The organism is Streptomyces sp. NPDC006512, assembly GCF_040611935.1.
Lineage (GTDB): Bacteria > Actinomycetota > Actinomycetes > Streptomycetales > Streptomycetaceae > Streptomyces.
In genome coordinates, this window is sequence record NZ_JBEXPG010000012.1 from 16,383 (window position 1) to 32,159 (window position 15,777).

The 15,777-nt window shown below is 70.4% G+C and carries 14 protein-coding genes and 1 riboswitch; of the genes, 8 read left to right on the forward strand and 6 right to left on the reverse strand.

The annotated features are described in order from the left end of the window. The first annotated feature begins 37 nt into the window (after window positions 1-37). Window positions 38-1,003, forward strand: a complete 966-nt coding sequence (locus tag ABZZ17_RS11215) for a diacylglycerol kinase family protein (protein WP_356874442.1) — start codon at window positions 38-40, stop codon at window positions 1,001-1,003. 319 nt (window positions 1,004-1,322) lie between these two features. Further along, entirely contained in the window at window positions 1,323-1,580 is a 258-nt protein-coding gene (locus ABZZ17_RS11220) for a WhiB family transcriptional regulator (protein WP_004937597.1), read from the forward strand. 194 nt (window positions 1,581-1,774) lie between these two features. On the opposite strand, the gene ABZZ17_RS11225 is transcribed toward ABZZ17_RS11220, so the two are convergent. Further along, entirely contained in the window at window positions 1,775-3,244 is a 1,470-nt protein-coding gene (locus ABZZ17_RS11225; RefSeq protein ID WP_356874445.1) for a PAS domain-containing sensor histidine kinase, read from the reverse strand. Between the two features lie 480 nt (window positions 3,245-3,724). After that, the gene (locus ABZZ17_RS11230) at window positions 3,725-4,318 is read right to left on the reverse strand and encodes a TetR/AcrR family transcriptional regulator (protein WP_356874447.1); all 594 of its coding nucleotides are present in this window, start codon (window positions 4,316-4,318) and stop codon (window positions 3,725-3,727) included. An 85-nt stretch (window positions 4,319-4,403) separates the two neighbouring features. Between ABZZ17_RS11230 and ABZZ17_RS11235 the strand changes: the two genes are divergently transcribed. Together ABZZ17_RS11235 and nagB are read left to right on the forward strand one after the other, a co-directional pair. Further along, window positions 4,404-5,165: an SDR family oxidoreductase gene (locus tag ABZZ17_RS11235; protein ID WP_356874449.1), complete on the forward strand. Its 762-nt coding sequence runs from the start codon at window positions 4,404-4,406 to the stop codon at window positions 5,163-5,165. A gap of 319 nt (window positions 5,166-5,484) precedes the next feature. Further along, window positions 5,485-6,270 (forward strand): glucosamine-6-phosphate deaminase, encoded by a 786-nt coding sequence (nagB, locus tag ABZZ17_RS11240; protein ID WP_356874451.1) that lies wholly within the window; start codon window positions 5,485-5,487, stop codon window positions 6,268-6,270. A gap of 124 nt (window positions 6,271-6,394) precedes the next feature. Here nagB and ABZZ17_RS11245 read toward each other — a convergent pair whose 3' ends face one another. From ABZZ17_RS11245 to ABZZ17_RS11260, 4 genes are all read right to left on the reverse strand, one after another. After that, the gene (locus tag ABZZ17_RS11245) at window positions 6,395-7,879 is read right to left on the reverse strand and encodes a glycoside hydrolase family 3 protein (protein ID WP_356874453.1); all 1,485 of its coding nucleotides are present in this window, start codon (window positions 7,877-7,879) and stop codon (window positions 6,395-6,397) included. Window positions 7,880-7,887: 8 nt separating this feature from the next. Continuing rightward, entirely contained in the window at window positions 7,888-8,706 is an 819-nt protein-coding gene (locus ABZZ17_RS11250; protein ID WP_356874661.1) for a carbohydrate ABC transporter permease, read from the reverse strand. A gap of 77 nt (window positions 8,707-8,783) precedes the next feature. Further along, complete coding sequence (locus ABZZ17_RS11255) at window positions 8,784-9,803, reverse strand: sugar ABC transporter permease (RefSeq protein ID WP_356874455.1); 1,020 nt, start codon at window positions 9,801-9,803, stop codon at window positions 8,784-8,786. A gap of 201 nt (window positions 9,804-10,004) precedes the next feature. Further along, window positions 10,005-11,294: an extracellular solute-binding protein gene (locus tag ABZZ17_RS11260; RefSeq protein ID WP_356874457.1), complete on the reverse strand. Its 1,290-nt coding sequence runs from the start codon at window positions 11,292-11,294 to the stop codon at window positions 10,005-10,007. A gap of 289 nt (window positions 11,295-11,583) precedes the next feature. On the opposite strand from ABZZ17_RS11260, the gene ABZZ17_RS11265 reads away from it, so the two are divergent. From ABZZ17_RS11265 to ABZZ17_RS11280, 4 genes are all read left to right on the forward strand, one after another. After that, complete coding sequence (locus ABZZ17_RS11265; RefSeq protein WP_356874459.1) at window positions 11,584-12,348, forward strand: GntR family transcriptional regulator; 765 nt, start codon at window positions 11,584-11,586, stop codon at window positions 12,346-12,348. A gap of 130 nt (window positions 12,349-12,478) precedes the next feature. Further along, window positions 12,479-14,731 (forward strand): carbon starvation CstA family protein, encoded by a 2,253-nt coding sequence (locus ABZZ17_RS11270; protein ID WP_356874461.1) that lies wholly within the window; start codon window positions 12,479-12,481, stop codon window positions 14,729-14,731. Further along, entirely contained in the window at window positions 14,728-14,952 is a 225-nt protein-coding gene (locus ABZZ17_RS11275; RefSeq protein ID WP_356874463.1) for a YbdD/YjiX family protein, read from the forward strand. The genes ABZZ17_RS11270 and ABZZ17_RS11275 overlap by 4 nt, the downstream gene beginning before the upstream one ends. Before the next feature lie 112 nt (window positions 14,953-15,064). Beyond that, window positions 15,065-15,577: a GNAT family protein gene (locus ABZZ17_RS11280; protein ID WP_356874465.1), complete on the forward strand. Its 513-nt coding sequence runs from the start codon at window positions 15,065-15,067 to the stop codon at window positions 15,575-15,577. A gap of 41 nt (window positions 15,578-15,618) precedes the next feature. Further along, window positions 15,619-15,753, forward strand: a riboswitch (cobalamin riboswitch). The last annotated feature ends 24 nt before the right edge of the window (window positions 15,754-15,777 follow it).

The window sequence follows — 15,777 nt, forward strand, 5'->3', positions numbered from 1 at the left end:
AGGGGATGCTCGGGGAGGGGTGGGTACTCTGGCGGTCATGCGTGCACTCCTCGTGGCCAACCCAGCAGCGACGACCACCAGTGCGCGCACGCGCGACGTCCTGACCCACGCGCTCGCCAGCGAGATGAAGCTGGAGGCGGTGACCACCGAGTACCGGGGGCACGCCCGCGACCTGGGCCGCAAGGCCGCGCACGAGGGCCTCGACCTGGTGGTGGCCCTCGGCGGTGACGGCACGGTCAACGAGGTGGTCAACGGGCTCCTGCACGACGGGCCGGATCCGGAGCGGCTGCCGAGGCTGGCGGTGGTCCCGGGTGGTTCCACGAACGTCTTCGCCCGTGCGCTGGGGCTGCCCAACGACGCGGTCGAGGCGACCGGCGCCCTGCTGGACGCGCTGCGCGAGCAGCGCGAGCGGACGGTGGGTCTGGGTCTGGCCGCCGGCTCCCCGGGCACCGAGGACGAATCGGTTCCGGCCCGCTGGTTCACGTTCTGCGCGGGCTTCGGCTTCGACGCGGGCGTGGTGGGGCGGGTCGAGCAGCAGCGGGAACGCGGCAAGCGTTCGACGCACGCCCTGTACGTGCGACAGCTCATGCGCCAGTTCTGGGAAGAGCCGAACCGCAGGAACGGCACGGTCACGCTGGAGCGTCCCGGCCAGGACCCGGTGACGGACCTGGTGCTGTCGATAGTCTGCAACACCTCCCCCTGGACGTACCTGGGGAACCGGCCGCTGTACGCCTCTCCGGAGGCGTCGTTCGATACCGCGCTTGACGTATTGGCGCTCAATCGTTTGTCAACTCCGGCCGTCGCCCGGTACGCGACACAGCTCCTGACCTCGACTCCTGAGCGCGGCCCGCACGGCAAGCACGCGGTGTCTCTGCACGATCTGACCGACTTCACCTTGCATTCGAAGGTTCCGCTGCCGTTCCAGATGGACGGCGATCACCTCGGACTGCGCACCAGCGTTCGGTTCACAGGCGTACGCCGTGCACTGCGTGTGATTGTGTGAGTGGAAGGGCCAAAAGTCCTTTCACTCGAACGTTTACACGCCGGTCCACCCCCAGGAACTAGGGCTGTGACCTAGTAGACACCGACGAATCCAAAAAAACTTTCCGGAAGGGGTTGTATCCCCGTCCGAGGTTTGCGAATCTCTACATGGCGATCGGGACAGCCCGCAGCACCCGGCACCCACACAGAGCGCCAGAACCCCTCCACGCATCTCGGACCGCACCAGGCAACTGGGCGTCGGCCCTTCCCTCACGGGGGGATTCGTGAAAGCGTTCACATTCACAAGCAACCTGCCCGCAATACAAGGAGATGGAGCAGCCATGGACTGGCGTCACAACGCCGTTTGTCGTGAGGAAGACCCGGAACTCTTCTTCCCCATCGGCAACACCGGTCCTGCGCTGCTGCAGATCGAGGAAGCCAAGGCCGTCTGCCGCCGCTGCCCCGTCATGGAGCAGTGCCTGCAGTGGGCGCTCGAGTCCGGTCAGGACTCCGGCGTCTGGGGCGGTCTCAGCGAGGACGAGCGCCGCGCGATGAAGCGCCGCGCCGCTCGCAATCGGGCGCGCAACGCCACCGCCTGACATCGACTTTCGAGCCTCGAGCCGCAGCGCGTAGTACCCATAGCAGCGCTCAGCAACGTGCTCTTGAGCCCCGGACCGGGACTCCTCCCAGCTACCGCTGGGGGTGCCCCCTGGTCCGGGGCTCAGTGCTTTCCCCGGCGCCTTCCCCGGTGGCACCGCTTCTGCCCCGTCACGCTGGGTGACGGGGCGGGGGGCTACTTCTGGGGGCTGGCCGGGATGTCGAGGACGACCTTCGTGCCGCGCGGCTCGGCCCGCAGCATGTCGAACGTTCCGCCGAGCTCCCCCTCCACGAGGGTCCGTACGATCTGCAGCCCGAGGTTGCCGGCCCGCTGGGGGTCGAAGCCCTCGGGCAGGCCGCAGCCGTCGTCGAGCACCGTGATCAACAGCCGGGCATCGGCGCGGCCGCTGCCGGAGCGGATCGCGGCCACCTCGACCGTGCCGCCCTCCCCCTGCGTGAAGGCGTGTTCCAGCGCGTTCTGGAGCACCTCGGTCAGCACCATCGACAGCGGGGTGGCGACCTCCGCGTCCAGGATCCCGAAGCGGCCGGTGCGCCGGCACTGCACCTTGCCCGGGGAGATCTCGGCGACCATCGCGATCACGCGGTCGGCGATCTCGTCGAACTCCACCCGCTCGTCGAGGTTCTGAGACAGCGTCTCGTGCACGATCGCGATCGAACCGACGCGGCGCACGGCCTCGTTCAGCGCCTCGCGGCCGTTCTCCGAATCCATCCGGCGGGCCTGGAGCCGCAGGAGCGCGGCCACCGTCTGGAGGTTGTTCTTCACCCGGTGGTGGATCTCCCGGATGGTCGCGTCCTTGGTGATCAGTTCGCGTTCGCGACGGCGGAGTTCGGTGACGTCGCGGCACAGGACGAGGGAACCGATGCGGGTCCCCTTGGGCTTGAGCGGGATCGCGCGCAGCTGGATGACCCCGCCGTTGCCCTCGACCTCGGTCTCCCGGGGGGCCCAGCCGCTGGCCAGCTTGACCAGCGCCTCGTCCACCGGGCCCCGGGACGGGGCGAGTTCGGCGGTGGTGGTGCCCAGGTGCTGGCCGACCAGGTCGGCGGCGAGGCCGAGCCGGTGGTACGCGGAGAGCGCGTTCGGGGACGCGTACGTCACCACGCCCTCGGCGTCGAGCCGGATCAGGCCGTCCCCGACGCGCGGGGAGGCGTCCATGTCGACCTGCTGGCCGGGGTAGGGGAAGGAGCCCGCGGCGATCATCTGCGCCAGGTCGGAGGCGGACTGGAGGTAGGTCAGCTCCAGCCGGCTCGGTGTACGCACAGTGAGCAGGTTGGTGTTGCGGGCGATGACGCCCAGCACCCGGCCCTCGCGGCGGACGGGGATCGACTCGACGCGGACCGGCACCTCCTCGCGCCACTCCGGGTCCCCCTCGCGCACGATCCGGCCCTCGTCGAGGGCGGCGTCGAGCAGCGGGCGGCGGCCGCGCGGCACCAGGTGGCCGACCATGTCGTCCTGGTACGAGGTGGGGCCGGTGTTGGGGCGCATCTGCGCAACCGAGACGTACCGGGTGCCGTCGAGGGTGGGGACCCAGAGCACGAGGTCGGCGAAGGACAGGTCGGAGAGCAGCTGCCACTCCGAGACCAGCAGGTGGAGCCACTCCAGTTCGGCTTCACTGAGAGCGGTGTGCTGGCGTACGAGGTCGTTCATGGAGGGCACCTGGCGAGCGTACCCCGGGTACGGCCATGACTTTTCCCACGGCGAATACTCAGGAGTACCCAGGAGGGGGTCCGTCCGCGTACTGTTGGAGGAAGTGACGGTGCGAAGAGACCCGTCATTGGATGGACAGAGCAGAATGGTCTAGTCCACAATTGACTCAGGCTTCCGCCCTCCCCGCACAGGAGGACGGATCGAGGTAACCGCGCGCTCTGCCCTGACCGCGCAGGCACCTCCCAACCGGCCGCCGGGAACCGCACACCCGACGGCCGTAAGTACTCCGGGCTACGGTGCCGGACGGGTTGAGGGTCCCGTCCTGCACCGTGGCCCAGAGGAATTTCAGGGCCGAATTCCGGGCCCGAATTCAGGAATTCCCCCAGTGGATCTTCCGCGGGGATCTTGCGCGGCGGATCTCGCGCGGTGGACCTCCCGCGGCGTCCCTCCCGGAGCGGGTCTTTCCCGCGGCGGACCGGGTCAGGCCGGCCAGGCCAGCATCGCCCGCGCCGCGACCGCTTCCAGCTCTTCCCTGCTCGCCCCGTCGCGCGACTGCACGGACATCCCCTGGATCACGGCTCCCGCGTAGCGCGCCAGCGCCCCCGCGTCGGTGTCGGCGGGGAGCACCCCGGCGGCGACGTCCGCGCGGATCCGGCTCTCGAACATCCGCAGGTTGGCGTTCCGCCGCCGGCGCAGGGCCTCCGCCACTTCTTCGCTGGTGGTGTTCACGGCCGCGCTGATCACCATGCAGCCCGGCGGGTGGGCCGGGTCCGTGTAGACCTCGGCGGCCTCGAAGAGGATCCGCGCCACCGCGTCCCGGGCGGTGGGCTCCTCGGCCATGGCCACGTTCGCGAAGTCTCCGTAGCGGCCCCCGTACACCACGACGACCTCGTCGAAGAGCTTGCGCTTGTCGCCGAAGGCCGCGTACAGGCTGGGCGCGCTGATGCCCAGGGAGGCGGTCAGGTCGGAGATGGACGTCGCCTCGTACCCGCGCTCCCAGAAGGCGAGCATGGCCTTGTCGAGGGCGGCGTCACGGTCGAAGGAGCGGGGCCTGCCGCGCTGTCCGGTCACCATGCGCAGATTCTATAGCGGTCGCTAGAGAATCTGGTACGGTCCCTTTCTGTAGCGACCACTAGAGAATGCTGAAGGGGGGCGCGTCATGGGCGTGCTCAAGGGGAAGACGGCACTGGTCACGGGCGGCAGCAGGGGGATCGGACGGGCGGTCGCGCAGCGGCTGGCCCGCGACGGAGCCCTGGTCGCGGTGCACTACGGACACGACCGGGCGGCGGCGGAGGAGACTGTCGCCGCGATCGGGGCCGCGGGGGGAACGGCGTTCCCGGTCCGCGCGGAGCTCGGGGTGCCGGGCGACGCGCAGGCGCTCTGGGCGGCGTACGAGGCCCATCCGCTGGCGACGGAGCACGTGGACGTCCTGGTGAACAACGCCGGCGGGGCGGCCTTCGCCGGCATCGCGGAAACGGACGAGGAGACCTTCGGGCGGATCCAGGACCTCAACGCCCGGGCGCCGTTCTTCGTGATCCAGCACGGACTGGCGCGGCTGCGGGACGGGGGCCGGATCGTCAACGTCACCGGCACCCCCCACCTCGCGCTGCCCGCGATCCTCGCCACCGTCATGGCCAAGGGCGCCGTGAACGCGCTGACCGTGTCCCTCGCCGCCGAACTCGCCCCGCGCGCGATCACCGTGAACTCGGTCGGCCCCGGCATCACCGAGACCGACCTGAACGCCGCCCTGCTCTCCGATCCCGCGACCCGGGAGCACCTGGCCGCCCGGTCCGTCTTCCGCCGGGTGGGCACCGCCGAAGAGGTGGCGGACGTGGTCGCCTTCCTCGCCTCGCCCGACTCCCGCTGGGTCACCGGCCAGCACCTGGACGCCACGGGCGGGCTCCAGCTCTCCCTGGTCTGAGGACCGCCGGGCCCTCAGCGGGTCTCCGTCACCTCGGCCAGGGCGCGGGGCGCGTCGGGGTCCTGGCCCCGGGCGACGGTGATCTCGCGGGCGAGGAGCTACGCGCCACCTCCGCGTCCCGGAATCCCCCAGGCCGCCCGCGCCGCACGTCCGGAAGGGGTCCGGCCGGCGCCCCGCGCGCGGTCGGCGCCCGGGAGGCCGGGGCGGGCGATCGGGATCACGATGGATGGGGGCGAAGGCCCGCCACGGACGGGCCCGCTCTGCTAGATTGGTCTATACCACAATGTGACCGCACCCCTCTCAGATCGGCAGGCCCCGCGTGGAAGTTGTCATCGTCCCGGACGCCAAGGCAGGCGGCGAGCTCATCGCGGAGGCCATGGCCGCACTGGTCCGCCGCAAGCCCGACGCCCTGCTCGGCGTGGCGACCGGCTCTACCCCGCTGCCCATCTACGAGGCCCTCGCCGCCAAGGTCAGGGCCGGCCTGGTCGACGCCTCGAAGGCCCGCGTCTGCCAGCTCGACGAGTACGTCGGCCTGCCGGCCGGGCACCCCGAGTCCTACCGCGCCGTCGTCCTCCGCGAGGTCGTCGAGCCCCTCGGCCTGTCCGAGGCCTCCTTCATGGGCCCGGACGGCTCCGCCGAGGACATCGTCGGCGCCTGCGACGCCTACGACCGCGCCCTCGCCGAGGCCGGCGGCGTGGACCTCCAGCTGCTGGGCATCGGCACGGACGGCCACATCGGCTTCAACGAGCCCTGCTCCTCCCTGGCCTCCCGGACCCGGATCAAGACGCTGACGGAGCAGACCCGCGTGGACAACGCGCGCTTCTTCGACGACGACATAGACCAGGTGCCGCACCACGTCATCACCCAGGGCATCGGCACCATCCTCGACGCCCGCCACCTGGTCCTGCTGGCCACCGGCGAGGGCAAGGCCGAGGCCGTCGCGCAGACCGTCGAGGGCCCGCTGTCCGCCCTCGTCCCGGCCTCCGCGCTCCAGCTGCACCGGCACGCCACGGTCGTCGTCGACGAGGCCGCCGCCTCGAAGCTGAAGCTGGCCGACTACTTCCGCCACGCCTACGCCAACAAGCCCGCCTGGCAGGGCCTGTAGGAACCGGCACGACGAAGGGCCGGGCCCCCCTCCTCGGGGGCCCGGCCCTTTCGCGCGTCCGCCTCCACGGCGGAGCCGGGCACCCCCGTGACGGGTACCCGGCCCCGGCCCGGGGGCCGTGGTCCTACCGCGCGCCCGCGATGACCTCGGCGGCCGCGCGGCCGCAGACGCGGGAGGCGCCGTGCGTCGCCAGGTACAGCGCCCCGCGCGGCTCGGCGCGCGGCACGCCCATCTCGACGACCACGGTGTCCGGCCGGGCGGCGACCAGCGCGTCCAGGACCTCGGTCATCCACGGGTGCCGGTGCGCGTCGCGGACCACCGCGACGACCGTACGGCCGCCCGCGGCCGCCAGCACGTCCGCGGCGGCGGAGCCCTGCGGGTAGACGCCCGATTCGGTGCCCGGGACCAGCGCCGCCAGTTCCGCGGCCACGCCCCACGGGGTCTCGTCGCCGACGGCGATGTTCGCGACGGGGGCGAGCGTGGCGACGTAGGGGGCGGTCACGGGGGTGGCGGTGCCCGAGACGACGACCGCCCGGCGGGCCGCGGTCAGGCCGATGCCGGACGCGCCGCTCCCCTCCGGCCGCGCGTCCGGCCGGGCCCGGCGGGTCCAGTCCGCGAGGGCGCGCACCCGGGCGGCGGCGTCGGCGAGCCGCTCCTCGGGCAGCGCGCCCTCGCGGACGGCGGCGACCAGCGCGTCCCGCAGACGCAGCACGGTCGCCTCGTCGGCGAGTCCGCCGCCGACGCAGATGGCATCGGCGCCGGCCGCGATGGCCAGGACCGAGCCGCGCTCGATGCCGTACGTCCCGGCGATGGCGTTCATCTCCATGCCGTCGGTGACGATGAGGCCCTCGTAGCCGAGTTCCTTGCGCAGCAGACCGGTCAGGATCTGCGGGCTGAGCGTGGCCGGGCGGGTCGGGTCGAGGGCGGGCACCAGGATGTGCGCGCTCATGACCGCCTTGGAGCCGGCCTCGATGGCCGCCTTGAAGGGGATCAGCTCGCGGGCCTGGAGGGTGTCCAGGTCCACGTCGATGCGGGGCAGCGCGTGGTGCGAGTCCACGTTGGTGTCGCCGTGGCCGGGGAAGTGCTTGGTGCAGGCGGCGACGCCCGCGGCCTGGAGTCCCTCCACGTACGCGGCGGTGTGCCGGGCGGCGAGGGCGGTGTCGGCGCCGAAGGAACGGACGCCGATGACGGGGTTGTCCGGGTTGGAGTTGACGTCCGCGGACGGCGCCCAGTTGAGGTTGACGCCGCACTCGGCGAGCCGGCGGCCGAGCTCGCGGGCCACGTCGCGGGTCAGCGCCGTGTCGTCGATGGCGCCCAGCGCCAGGTTGCCGGGGAAGGACGAACCGCCGCGCACCTCCAGGCGCGTGACGTCACCGCCCTCCTCGTCGATGGCGACGAGTACGTCGTCCCGCTCGGCCCGCAGCTGCGCGGTGAGCGCGGAGAGCTGCCCGGCGGAGGTGATGTTGCGGCCGAAGAGGCCGACGGCGGTGAGACCCTCTCCCACCCGGCGCAGCAGCCAGGCGGGGGCGGTGGTGCCCTCGAAGCCGGGCTGGAGGACGGCGAGGGCGTCGCGGGTCACCGTATCCGTGCGGTGCGCAAGGACAGTCATGTCGGCCGTTATCCCTTCACGGCGCCGGCGGTCATGCCGCCGACGGCCTTGCGCTGGAGGAAGATGAAGATCAGCAGGACCGGGACCGCGAAGAGCGAGGAGGCGGCCATGGTGGCGCCCCAGTCGCTGCCGAAGGCGGTCTGGAACTCGGTCAGCCACAGGGGGAGGGTCTGGGCGGTCTTGTCCTTGTTCAGGATCAGGACCATCGCGAACTCGTTCCAGGCGGTGATGAAGCCGAAGAGTGAGGTGGACATCAGACCGGGGGCGAGCAGCGGGAAGATCACCTTGCGGAAGGCCTGGCCGCGGGTGCAGCCGTCGATCTGGGCCGCCTCCTCCAGGGTCACCGGGACGGCGGCGATGAAGCCGCGCAGGGTCCAGATGGTGAAGGGGAGGACCATCACGAAGTAGATGGCGGTCAGCACGCCGATGTTGTTCAGCATCTCGGCGTCGCGGACGATCATGTACATCGCGATGACCATGACCTCCCAGGGCGCCATCTGCGCCATCATCACGGCGAGGACGAGGCCCTTGCGGCCCTTGAACTTCATGCGGGCGATGGCGAAGCTCGCGGCGAGGGCGACGAGCAGGGCCAGCAGGACCGCGCAGACCGTGACGATCAGGCTGTTGCCGACGTAGTTCCAGAAGTTCTCGACCCCGGTGGCCTTCTCGAAGTTCTTCAGCGTCGGGGTGAAGACGAAGACGGGGTCCTTGCTGAGCATCTCGCTCGACGGCTTGAGCGCCGAGGAGAACATCCAGTAGACCGGGAAGACGAAGACGAGGGCCAGCAGGAGGGCGCCGGCGTTCTTGGCGACGGCTGCGGGACGCAGCGGCCCGCGGGTGCGGAGCTTCTGCGCGGGCTTCGCGGACGGTGCGGACGGCGCCGGCTTCGGGGCGGTGGTCGTGCTCACTGCTCCTCCTCCTGCTTCAGGATCAGGCGGAAGTAGAAGGACATGACGATGATGAGGATCAGGATCGTCAGGACGGAGATCGCGGCGGCCAGGCCGTAGTGGAACTGGCTCTGGCCCTCGACGTAGGCGAAGACCGGGAGGATCTCGGAGGCGCGGTCGGGGCCGCCCTTGTTCATCGCGTAGACCTGGGTGAAGGCCTTGAAGACCCAGATCACTTCCAGGAAGGTGGTGATCAGGAAGAAGGGCTTCAGCTGGGGGAAGACGACCTTCCAGAAGGTCTGCCAGCCGTTGGCGCCGTCCATCCGCGCGGCCTCGTACAGTTCCGCTCCGACCGTGGTGAGGCCGGCGTACATGTTGAGGGCGACGAAGGGGACCGAGCCCCAGACCACCAGGACCGTGATGATCACCAGGGTGGAGAGGCCGGTCTCGAACCAGTTGTGCTGGTCGTAGCCGGCGAAGCCGGCGGTGCGCATGACCCAGTTCATGACGCCGAACTGCTCGTCGAACAGCCACTTGAAGACCTGCACGGAGGCGACGATCGGCATGGCCCAGGCCATCACCAGCGCCATCGACAGGACCAGGCGCATCCACTTGCCGAGCTTGTTGAGCAGGATGCCGATGAGGCAGCCGACGGCCATGATGAGCGCGACGTTGGCGAAGGTGAAGCCGAAGCTGCGCAGGACGACGGTCCAGAAGTCCGAGTCGCCGAGCAGCTGGGTGTAGTTGTCGAATCCCGCGAACGGGTACTTCCGCTGGATGAACTCGATCTTGTTGATGTCCTGGAAGGACAGGATCACGTTCTTGATCAGCGGATACAGCAGCAGTGTCGCGAGGCTGAGGACCGCGGGCAGGACGAGCAGATACGGCGCCCACCCCGAGGGGAGCGACTTTCTGCCCCCGCGAGGCGACGGATGGCTGGGGCCGGTACCGGTGCCGGGCACCTTCGGCCGTCCGGCGGACTTCAGTGGTGCGTCCTGTGGAGCGTCGGTGGTCGCTCCCTGGGAGTGCACGGTCATGTCTGGGCTTCCTCGCGGTTGACTGTGGAGTCAAATGCGCGACCGGGGGCGCGGCAGGCGCTGCGGGGCGCCTGCCGCACCCCCCGGTGCGTTCACACTGCTGGGTCGTGCGGGTGCTGCTCGGTCCGTCCGTACTGCCCGGACGGACCGTACTGCGGGTGCTGCGGGTGCTGCGGGTGCTGCCGGTTCCGCGGGGCGGGACTACTTGTTGATGCGGCTCGCGATTTCCTTGTCCGCGTCCGCGCCCGCCTTGGCGGCGTCCTCACCCTTCAAGACCTTGGTCATGAACTCCTTGATGGGGTTCGGCTCGGTCTCGACGTTCGCCCAGCCCGCGGTGACCGGGGTGATCTTGCCGGAGACGGAGGCCTTGGCCATCGACTCGGCGAAGGAGCCCGGGGCGGCGGCGAAGTTCGCGGCGGCCTGGTTCGGGAGCAGGGCGCCCTCGGTGGCGGCGGCGTACTTGGTCATCTGGTCCTTGCCGGCGGCCAGCGCCAGCCACTCCTTCGCGAGCTCCTTGTTCTTGGAGCGCTCGGCGACGGCGAGGTTCGAGCCGCCCAGGAAGACGGAGCCCGGCTTGTCGGCGGTCTTGCCCGGGATCGGGAAGTAGCCGAAGTCGCCTTCCTTGCCCGCGTCCTTCAGGGCCTTCAGGGCGCCCTGGGCCTCCCAGCCGAGACCGATCCAGGACGAGACGCCGCCCTTGGGGATGATGTCGGTGGACTGCTGCGGGGTGGCCTCGTCCTTGTCCTTGGGGGCGGTGGAGAAGGACTGGAGCTTCTTGTAGAAGTCCATCGCGGAGGCGGCCTGCGGGGTGCCGAGCTGGCCCTTCCACTTGCCGCCGTCCTTGACGGCGAGGTCGCCGCCCTCGTCCCAGACGAAGCCGGCGAGGATGTACCAGCTCTGGCCGGGGAGGTAGATCGGCTGCGAGGCGGGGTCGGACGCCTTCAGCTTCTCCAGGCCGGCCACCCACTCGTCGCGGGTCTTCGGCGCGGTGATACCGGCCTTCTCGTAGGCCTTCTTGTCGTAGATGACGACGCGGTTGGCGGCGTACCAGGGGGCGGCGTAGAGCTTGCCGTCGACCTCGGCGGAGGACGTCATGCCCTTCGACCAGGCGTCGGCGCCGAGCTTGGACTTGTCGTCCGACAGGTCGGCGAGGCCACCGGTGACGGCGTAGCCGACGGTCTGGGTGTTGCCGAGCTCAAGGACGTCCGGCGGGGTGTTCTCGGAGAGGGCCGTGGTGACCTTCTCCTGGATGCCGGTCCACTTCTGCTCCTCGACCTTGACCGTGACACCGGGGTGCTTGGCCGAGAACTCCTTGTTGACCTCGTCGATCCAGGCCTTCGGTGCGGAACCGTCCATCACCCAGACGGTGATCTCCTTGGCCGCGCCACCCGATGCGTCGGTCTTCGCCTTGTCGTCGGCACCGTCGCCACACGCCGCGAGGCCGATAACCATGCCCGCGACTCCGACCGCCGCGATGAGCTTGCGCTTCACGCCACCCTCCTCAGGGATGCTGCCTGCAACTTCCCTCGCCCACCGCGGTGACGTACCAAGTACTGCCCGTGGGGCCGGGATCCGATCCATATTGGTTTAGACCAGTACCCGGAGCTTGGCCTAGACCTTTAGGGGTGTCAAGGGTCTAATGAGCGGGTGCTCGGTCCGTTACCGGACCGACACCTGGGGGAGGGAGGAGGCCTGTCCTCCCACCCGTGTCACGATGTGACCGCACATATCGGAGGAGCCGGTGACGGCAGCGAAACTGGAGTCGGGAAGGCGGGCGTCGATGTCCACCGAAGGGGCGACCACGGAGCCGGAGGGCGGGCCGGCCACTCGGACGGCGCGCGTGCCCAAGTACTACCGACTCAAGCGGCACTTGCTCGACATGACCGAAACACTCCCCCCCGGCACGCCGGTCCCGCCGGAGCGCACGCTCGCGGCCGAGTTCGACACCTCCCGGACCACCGTCCGGCAGGCCCTGCAAGAGCTCGTCGTCGAGGGCCGGCTGGAACGGATCCAGGGCAAGGGGACCTTCGTCGCCAAGCCCAAGGTCTCCCAGCCCCTGCAACTCTCCTCGTACACGGAGGACATGCGGGCCCAGGGCCTGGAGCCGACGTCCCAGCTGCTCGACATCGGCTACGTGACGGCCGACGACACCCTCGCCGGGCTGCTCAAGATCTCCACCGGCGGCCGGGTCCTGCGCATCGAACGGCTGCGCCTGGCCAGCGGCGAACCGATGGCCATCGAGACCACGCACCTGTCGGCCAAGCGCTTCCCCGCGCTGCGCCGTTCGCTGGTCAAGTACACCTCCCTCTACACCGCCCTCGCCGAGGTGTACGACGTCCGTCTCGCCGAGGCCGAGGAGACCATCGAGACCTCCCTGGCCACGCCGAGGGAGGCCGGACTGCTCGGCACCGACGTCGGGCTGCCGATGCTGATGCTCTCGCGGCACTCGCTCGACGCCGACGGCGAACCGGTCGAATGGGTACGTTCGGTGTATCGCGGCGACCGTTACAAGTTCGTTGCCCGTCTCCAGAGGCCCGCATTGTGACGGCCGGTTGACTCCCGTTTGATCCTCAGTGGACGCTCGTACCGCTATGCGGACGGGGGCTTACGTCCAGCGGTCAAGCCCCCGTAGATTCCCTGCGCTTACGCAGCTGATCAACGAGGGGACGAGGATCATGCCGGAACCGGAAGCAACGGGGACATACCGGACTCCATCACCGGAGGGCGCGGCGGGTCCGGGTGACGGACCCGGCTCGCCCTCCCGGCCGGGCGGCCTCACTCCGCAGTCGATCGCCGTGTGGGCGCTCGTGGCCCTCATCGGGGCCATCGGCTGGGGCGTGCTCGCACTGTCGCGGGGCGAGGAGATCTCGGCCGCCTGGCTGCTCGCCGCCGCGCTGGGCTCGTACGCCATCGGATACCGCTTCTACGCCCGCTTCATCTCGCACCGTGTCCTGAAGGTGGACAAGACGCGGGCGACCCCCGCCGAACGGCTCGACAACGGTGTCGACTTCCATCCCACCGACCGCCGGGTGCTCTTCGGCCACCACTTCGCCGCCGTCGCCGGCGCGGGCCCGCTCGTCGGACCGGTGCTCGCCGCGCAGATGGGCTACCTGCCGGGCACCATCTGGATCGTCGCGGGCGTCATCTTCGCCGGCGCCGTGCAGGACATGGTGACCCTGTTCTTCTCCACCCGGCGCGACGGCCGCTCGCTCGGCCAGATGGCCCGGGACGAGATAGGGCCCGTGGGCGGAGCCGCCGCCCTGGTCGCCGTGTTCGCCATCATGATCATCCTGCTGGCGGTGCTGGCCCTCGTCATCGTCAACGCCCTGGCGCACTCGCCGTGGGGCGTCTTCTCCATCGGCATGACCATCCCGATCGCCCTCTTCATGGGCGTCTACCTGCGCGTGCTGCGGCCGGGACGGGTCACCGAGGTCTCGGCCATCGGCGTCGCCCTGCTGCTGCTCGCCATCGTCGCGGGCGGCTGGGTCGCCGAGTCCTCCTGGGCGGACACCTTCACCCTGGAGAAGGAGACGCTGGTCGTCTGGATGATCGTGTACGGCTTCATCGCGTCGGTGCTGCCGGTGTGGCTGCTGCTCGCGCCCCGCGACTACCTGTCCACCTTCATGAAGGTCGGCACGATCGCGCTGATGGCGGTGGGCGTCGTCATCGCGATGCCGACCCTCCAGATGCCCTCGGTCACCGACTTCGCGGCGCGCGGCGACGGGCCGGTCTTCGCCGGCTCGATGTTCCCGTTCGTCTTCATCACCATCGCGTGCGGGGCCCTGTCCGGCTTCCACTCGCTGGTCTCCTCGGGCACCACCCCGAAGATGATCCAGAAGGAGACGCAGGTCCGGGTCATCGGCTACGGCGCGATGCTCACCGAGTCCTTCGTCGCCATCATGGCCGTGATCGCCGCCTGCATCATCGAGCCCGGCCTCTTCTTCGCCGTGAACTCCCCCGCCGGGGTCATCGGCACCACGGTCGACACCGCTTCCGCGGCCGTCACCAACTTCGGCTTCGCCATCAGCCCGGACGCCCTCGCGCAGGCCGCGAAGGACGTGGAGGAGAGCAGCCTGCTCTCCCGTACGGGCGGAGCGCCGACGTTCGCACTCGGAATGTCGGAGATCTTCTCGGCCGTCATCGGTGGCACCGCCATGAAGGCCTTCTGGTACCACTTCGCCATCATGTTCGAGGCCTTGTTCATCCTGACGACGGTCGACGCGGGCACCCGCGTGGGCCGGTTCATGCTCCAGGACACCCTCGGCAACGTGCACAAGTCCTTCAAGGACGTCAGCTGGAAGCCGGGCGTGTGGCTGGCGAGCGCCATAGTGGTCGGCGGCTGGGGCTACTTCCTGTGGGTCGGCGTCAAGGACCCGCTGGGCGGCATCAACCAGCTGTTCCCGCTGTTCGGCATCGCGAACCAGCTGCTCGCGGCAGTGGCCCTGGCGGTCTGCACGACGCTGCTCGTGAAGTCGGGCCGGCTCAAGTGGGCCTGGGTCACCGGGGTTCCGCTGGCGTGGGACGTGGCCGTCACCCTCACCGCCAGCTACCAGAAGATCTTCTCCGAGGACGTGAAGGTCGGCTTCTTCGCCCAGCGCGACAAGTACCAGGCGGGCATCGACGCCGACAAGGTCCTGCCGCCCGCCAAGACCATGGGCGACATGCACACCGTCGTCACCAACGCCACGGTCGACGGGGTGCTGTCGGTGCTGTTCGCGGTCCTGATCGTCATCGTGCTGGTGGACGCGGCCCGGACCTGCTTCAAGGCCATCGCCCACCCCGAGACGGTGCGCCTGTCCGAGGTCCCGTGGACCGAGTCGAAGATCGTAGCCCCGGCCGGGCTGATCGCCACGCCCGAGGAGAAGGCCGAACTCGCGGCGGCCGGCCTCGACGCGGGCGGCGGCCGGGCCAAGACCCCCGTCGCATGAGCGGCACGAGCGCCGCGCGCGCGGTGAGCGGGGTCCGGGGCGCGCTGTCGAAGGCCCGGTTCTACGTACGGGAGTTCTCCGGCGAGGCCGCGTACGACCGCTACGTGGCCCACGCCCGCGCCCACGACCCGCACGCCGAGGTCATGACCCGGCGCGCCTTCGAGCGGGCCCGCACCGACGCCCGCGAGGCGGATCCCCGGGAGGGCTTCCGCTGCTGCTGAGCGGCACGCGCGAGGGCCCCGCCGGCCTCGTCCGGCGGGGCCCTCGCGCGTGCCCGGCACCGGACCGCCGGGATCCGGGCGTCCGCCCGCGGCCGTCGCGCACACTCGACGCATGGACATCGTGATCAGGGCGGCGCAGCCCGCCGAATACGAAGAGCTGGGCGGGATCACCGCGCGGGCCTACCTGGAGGACGGGCTCCTCGAAGCCAACACCGACGACACGTACGAGCGGACGCTTCGGGACGTCGCGGGCCGGGCCGGATCCGGCGAGGTGCTCGTCGCCGTACTGGACGGACGCCTGCTGGGCGGTGTGACGTTCGCCCCTCCGGGCAGCCCCCTCGCCGACATCGCGGGCCCCGGCGAGGCCGAGTTCCGGATGCTCGCCGTGGCCGCCGCCGGCCGGGGCAAGGGCGCCGGCGAAGCACTCGTACGGGCCTGCGCCGACCGCGCCAGGGCCCTGCCGGGAGTGTCCCGGCTGGTGCTCTCCACCCAGCCGGGCAGCCCCGCCGCGCACCGGATCTACGAGCGCCTGGGCTTCGTGCGCACCCCGGAACGGGACTGGTCCCCGGTCCCCTCGGTGCCCCTGCTCACCTACGCCTTGGAGCTGTACGCACCCGAGCAGTAGCCACGCCGACACAACATGTGGGGGCTACCGCAACGGGCCGCCCCCACATGTATGCTCATGGCTGCTGTCGTCGCAGGGGAATCCGGTGCGAATCCGGAACTGTCCCGCAACGGTATGAAGTGCACCCATTGGTGCGTCCGGAAGTCCGAGGACCTGCCGACAGCGCGCCCGGCTCAACCGAACCGGGTGCCGATACGTCC

What these genes read in the sequence shown, in the direction of transcription:
- ABZZ17_RS11215 (WP_356874442.1), top strand. Translation starts at nt 38, where the DNA reads ATGCGTGCACTCCTCGTGGCCAACCCAGCAGCGACGACCACCAGTGCG.
- ABZZ17_RS11220 (WP_004937597.1), top strand. Translation starts at nt 1,323, where the DNA reads ATGGACTGGCGTCACAACGCCGTTTGTCGTGAGGAAGACCCGGAACTC.
- ABZZ17_RS11225 (WP_356874445.1), bottom strand. Translation starts at nt 3,244, where the DNA reads ATGAACGACCTCGTACGCCAGCACACCGCTCTCAGTGAAGCCGAACTG.
- ABZZ17_RS11230 (WP_356874447.1), bottom strand. Translation starts at nt 4,318, where the DNA reads ATGGTGACCGGACAGCGCGGCAGGCCCCGCTCCTTCGACCGTGACGCC.
- ABZZ17_RS11235 (WP_356874449.1), top strand. Translation starts at nt 4,404, where the DNA reads ATGGGCGTGCTCAAGGGGAAGACGGCACTGGTCACGGGCGGCAGCAGG.
- ABZZ17_RS11245 (WP_356874453.1), bottom strand. Translation starts at nt 7,879, where the DNA reads ATGACTGTCCTTGCGCACCGCACGGATACGGTGACCCGCGACGCCCTC.
- ABZZ17_RS11255 (WP_356874455.1), bottom strand. Translation starts at nt 9,803, where the DNA reads ATGACCGTGCACTCCCAGGGAGCGACCACCGACGCTCCACAGGACGCA.
- ABZZ17_RS11265 (WP_356874459.1), top strand. Translation starts at nt 11,584, where the DNA reads ATGTCCACCGAAGGGGCGACCACGGAGCCGGAGGGCGGGCCGGCCACT.
- ABZZ17_RS11270 (WP_356874461.1), top strand. Translation starts at nt 12,479, where the DNA reads ATGCCGGAACCGGAAGCAACGGGGACATACCGGACTCCATCACCGGAG.
- ABZZ17_RS11275 (WP_356874463.1), top strand. Translation starts at nt 14,728, where the DNA reads ATGAGCGGCACGAGCGCCGCGCGCGCGGTGAGCGGGGTCCGGGGCGCG.
- ABZZ17_RS11280 (WP_356874465.1), top strand. Translation starts at nt 15,065, where the DNA reads ATGGACATCGTGATCAGGGCGGCGCAGCCCGCCGAATACGAAGAGCTG.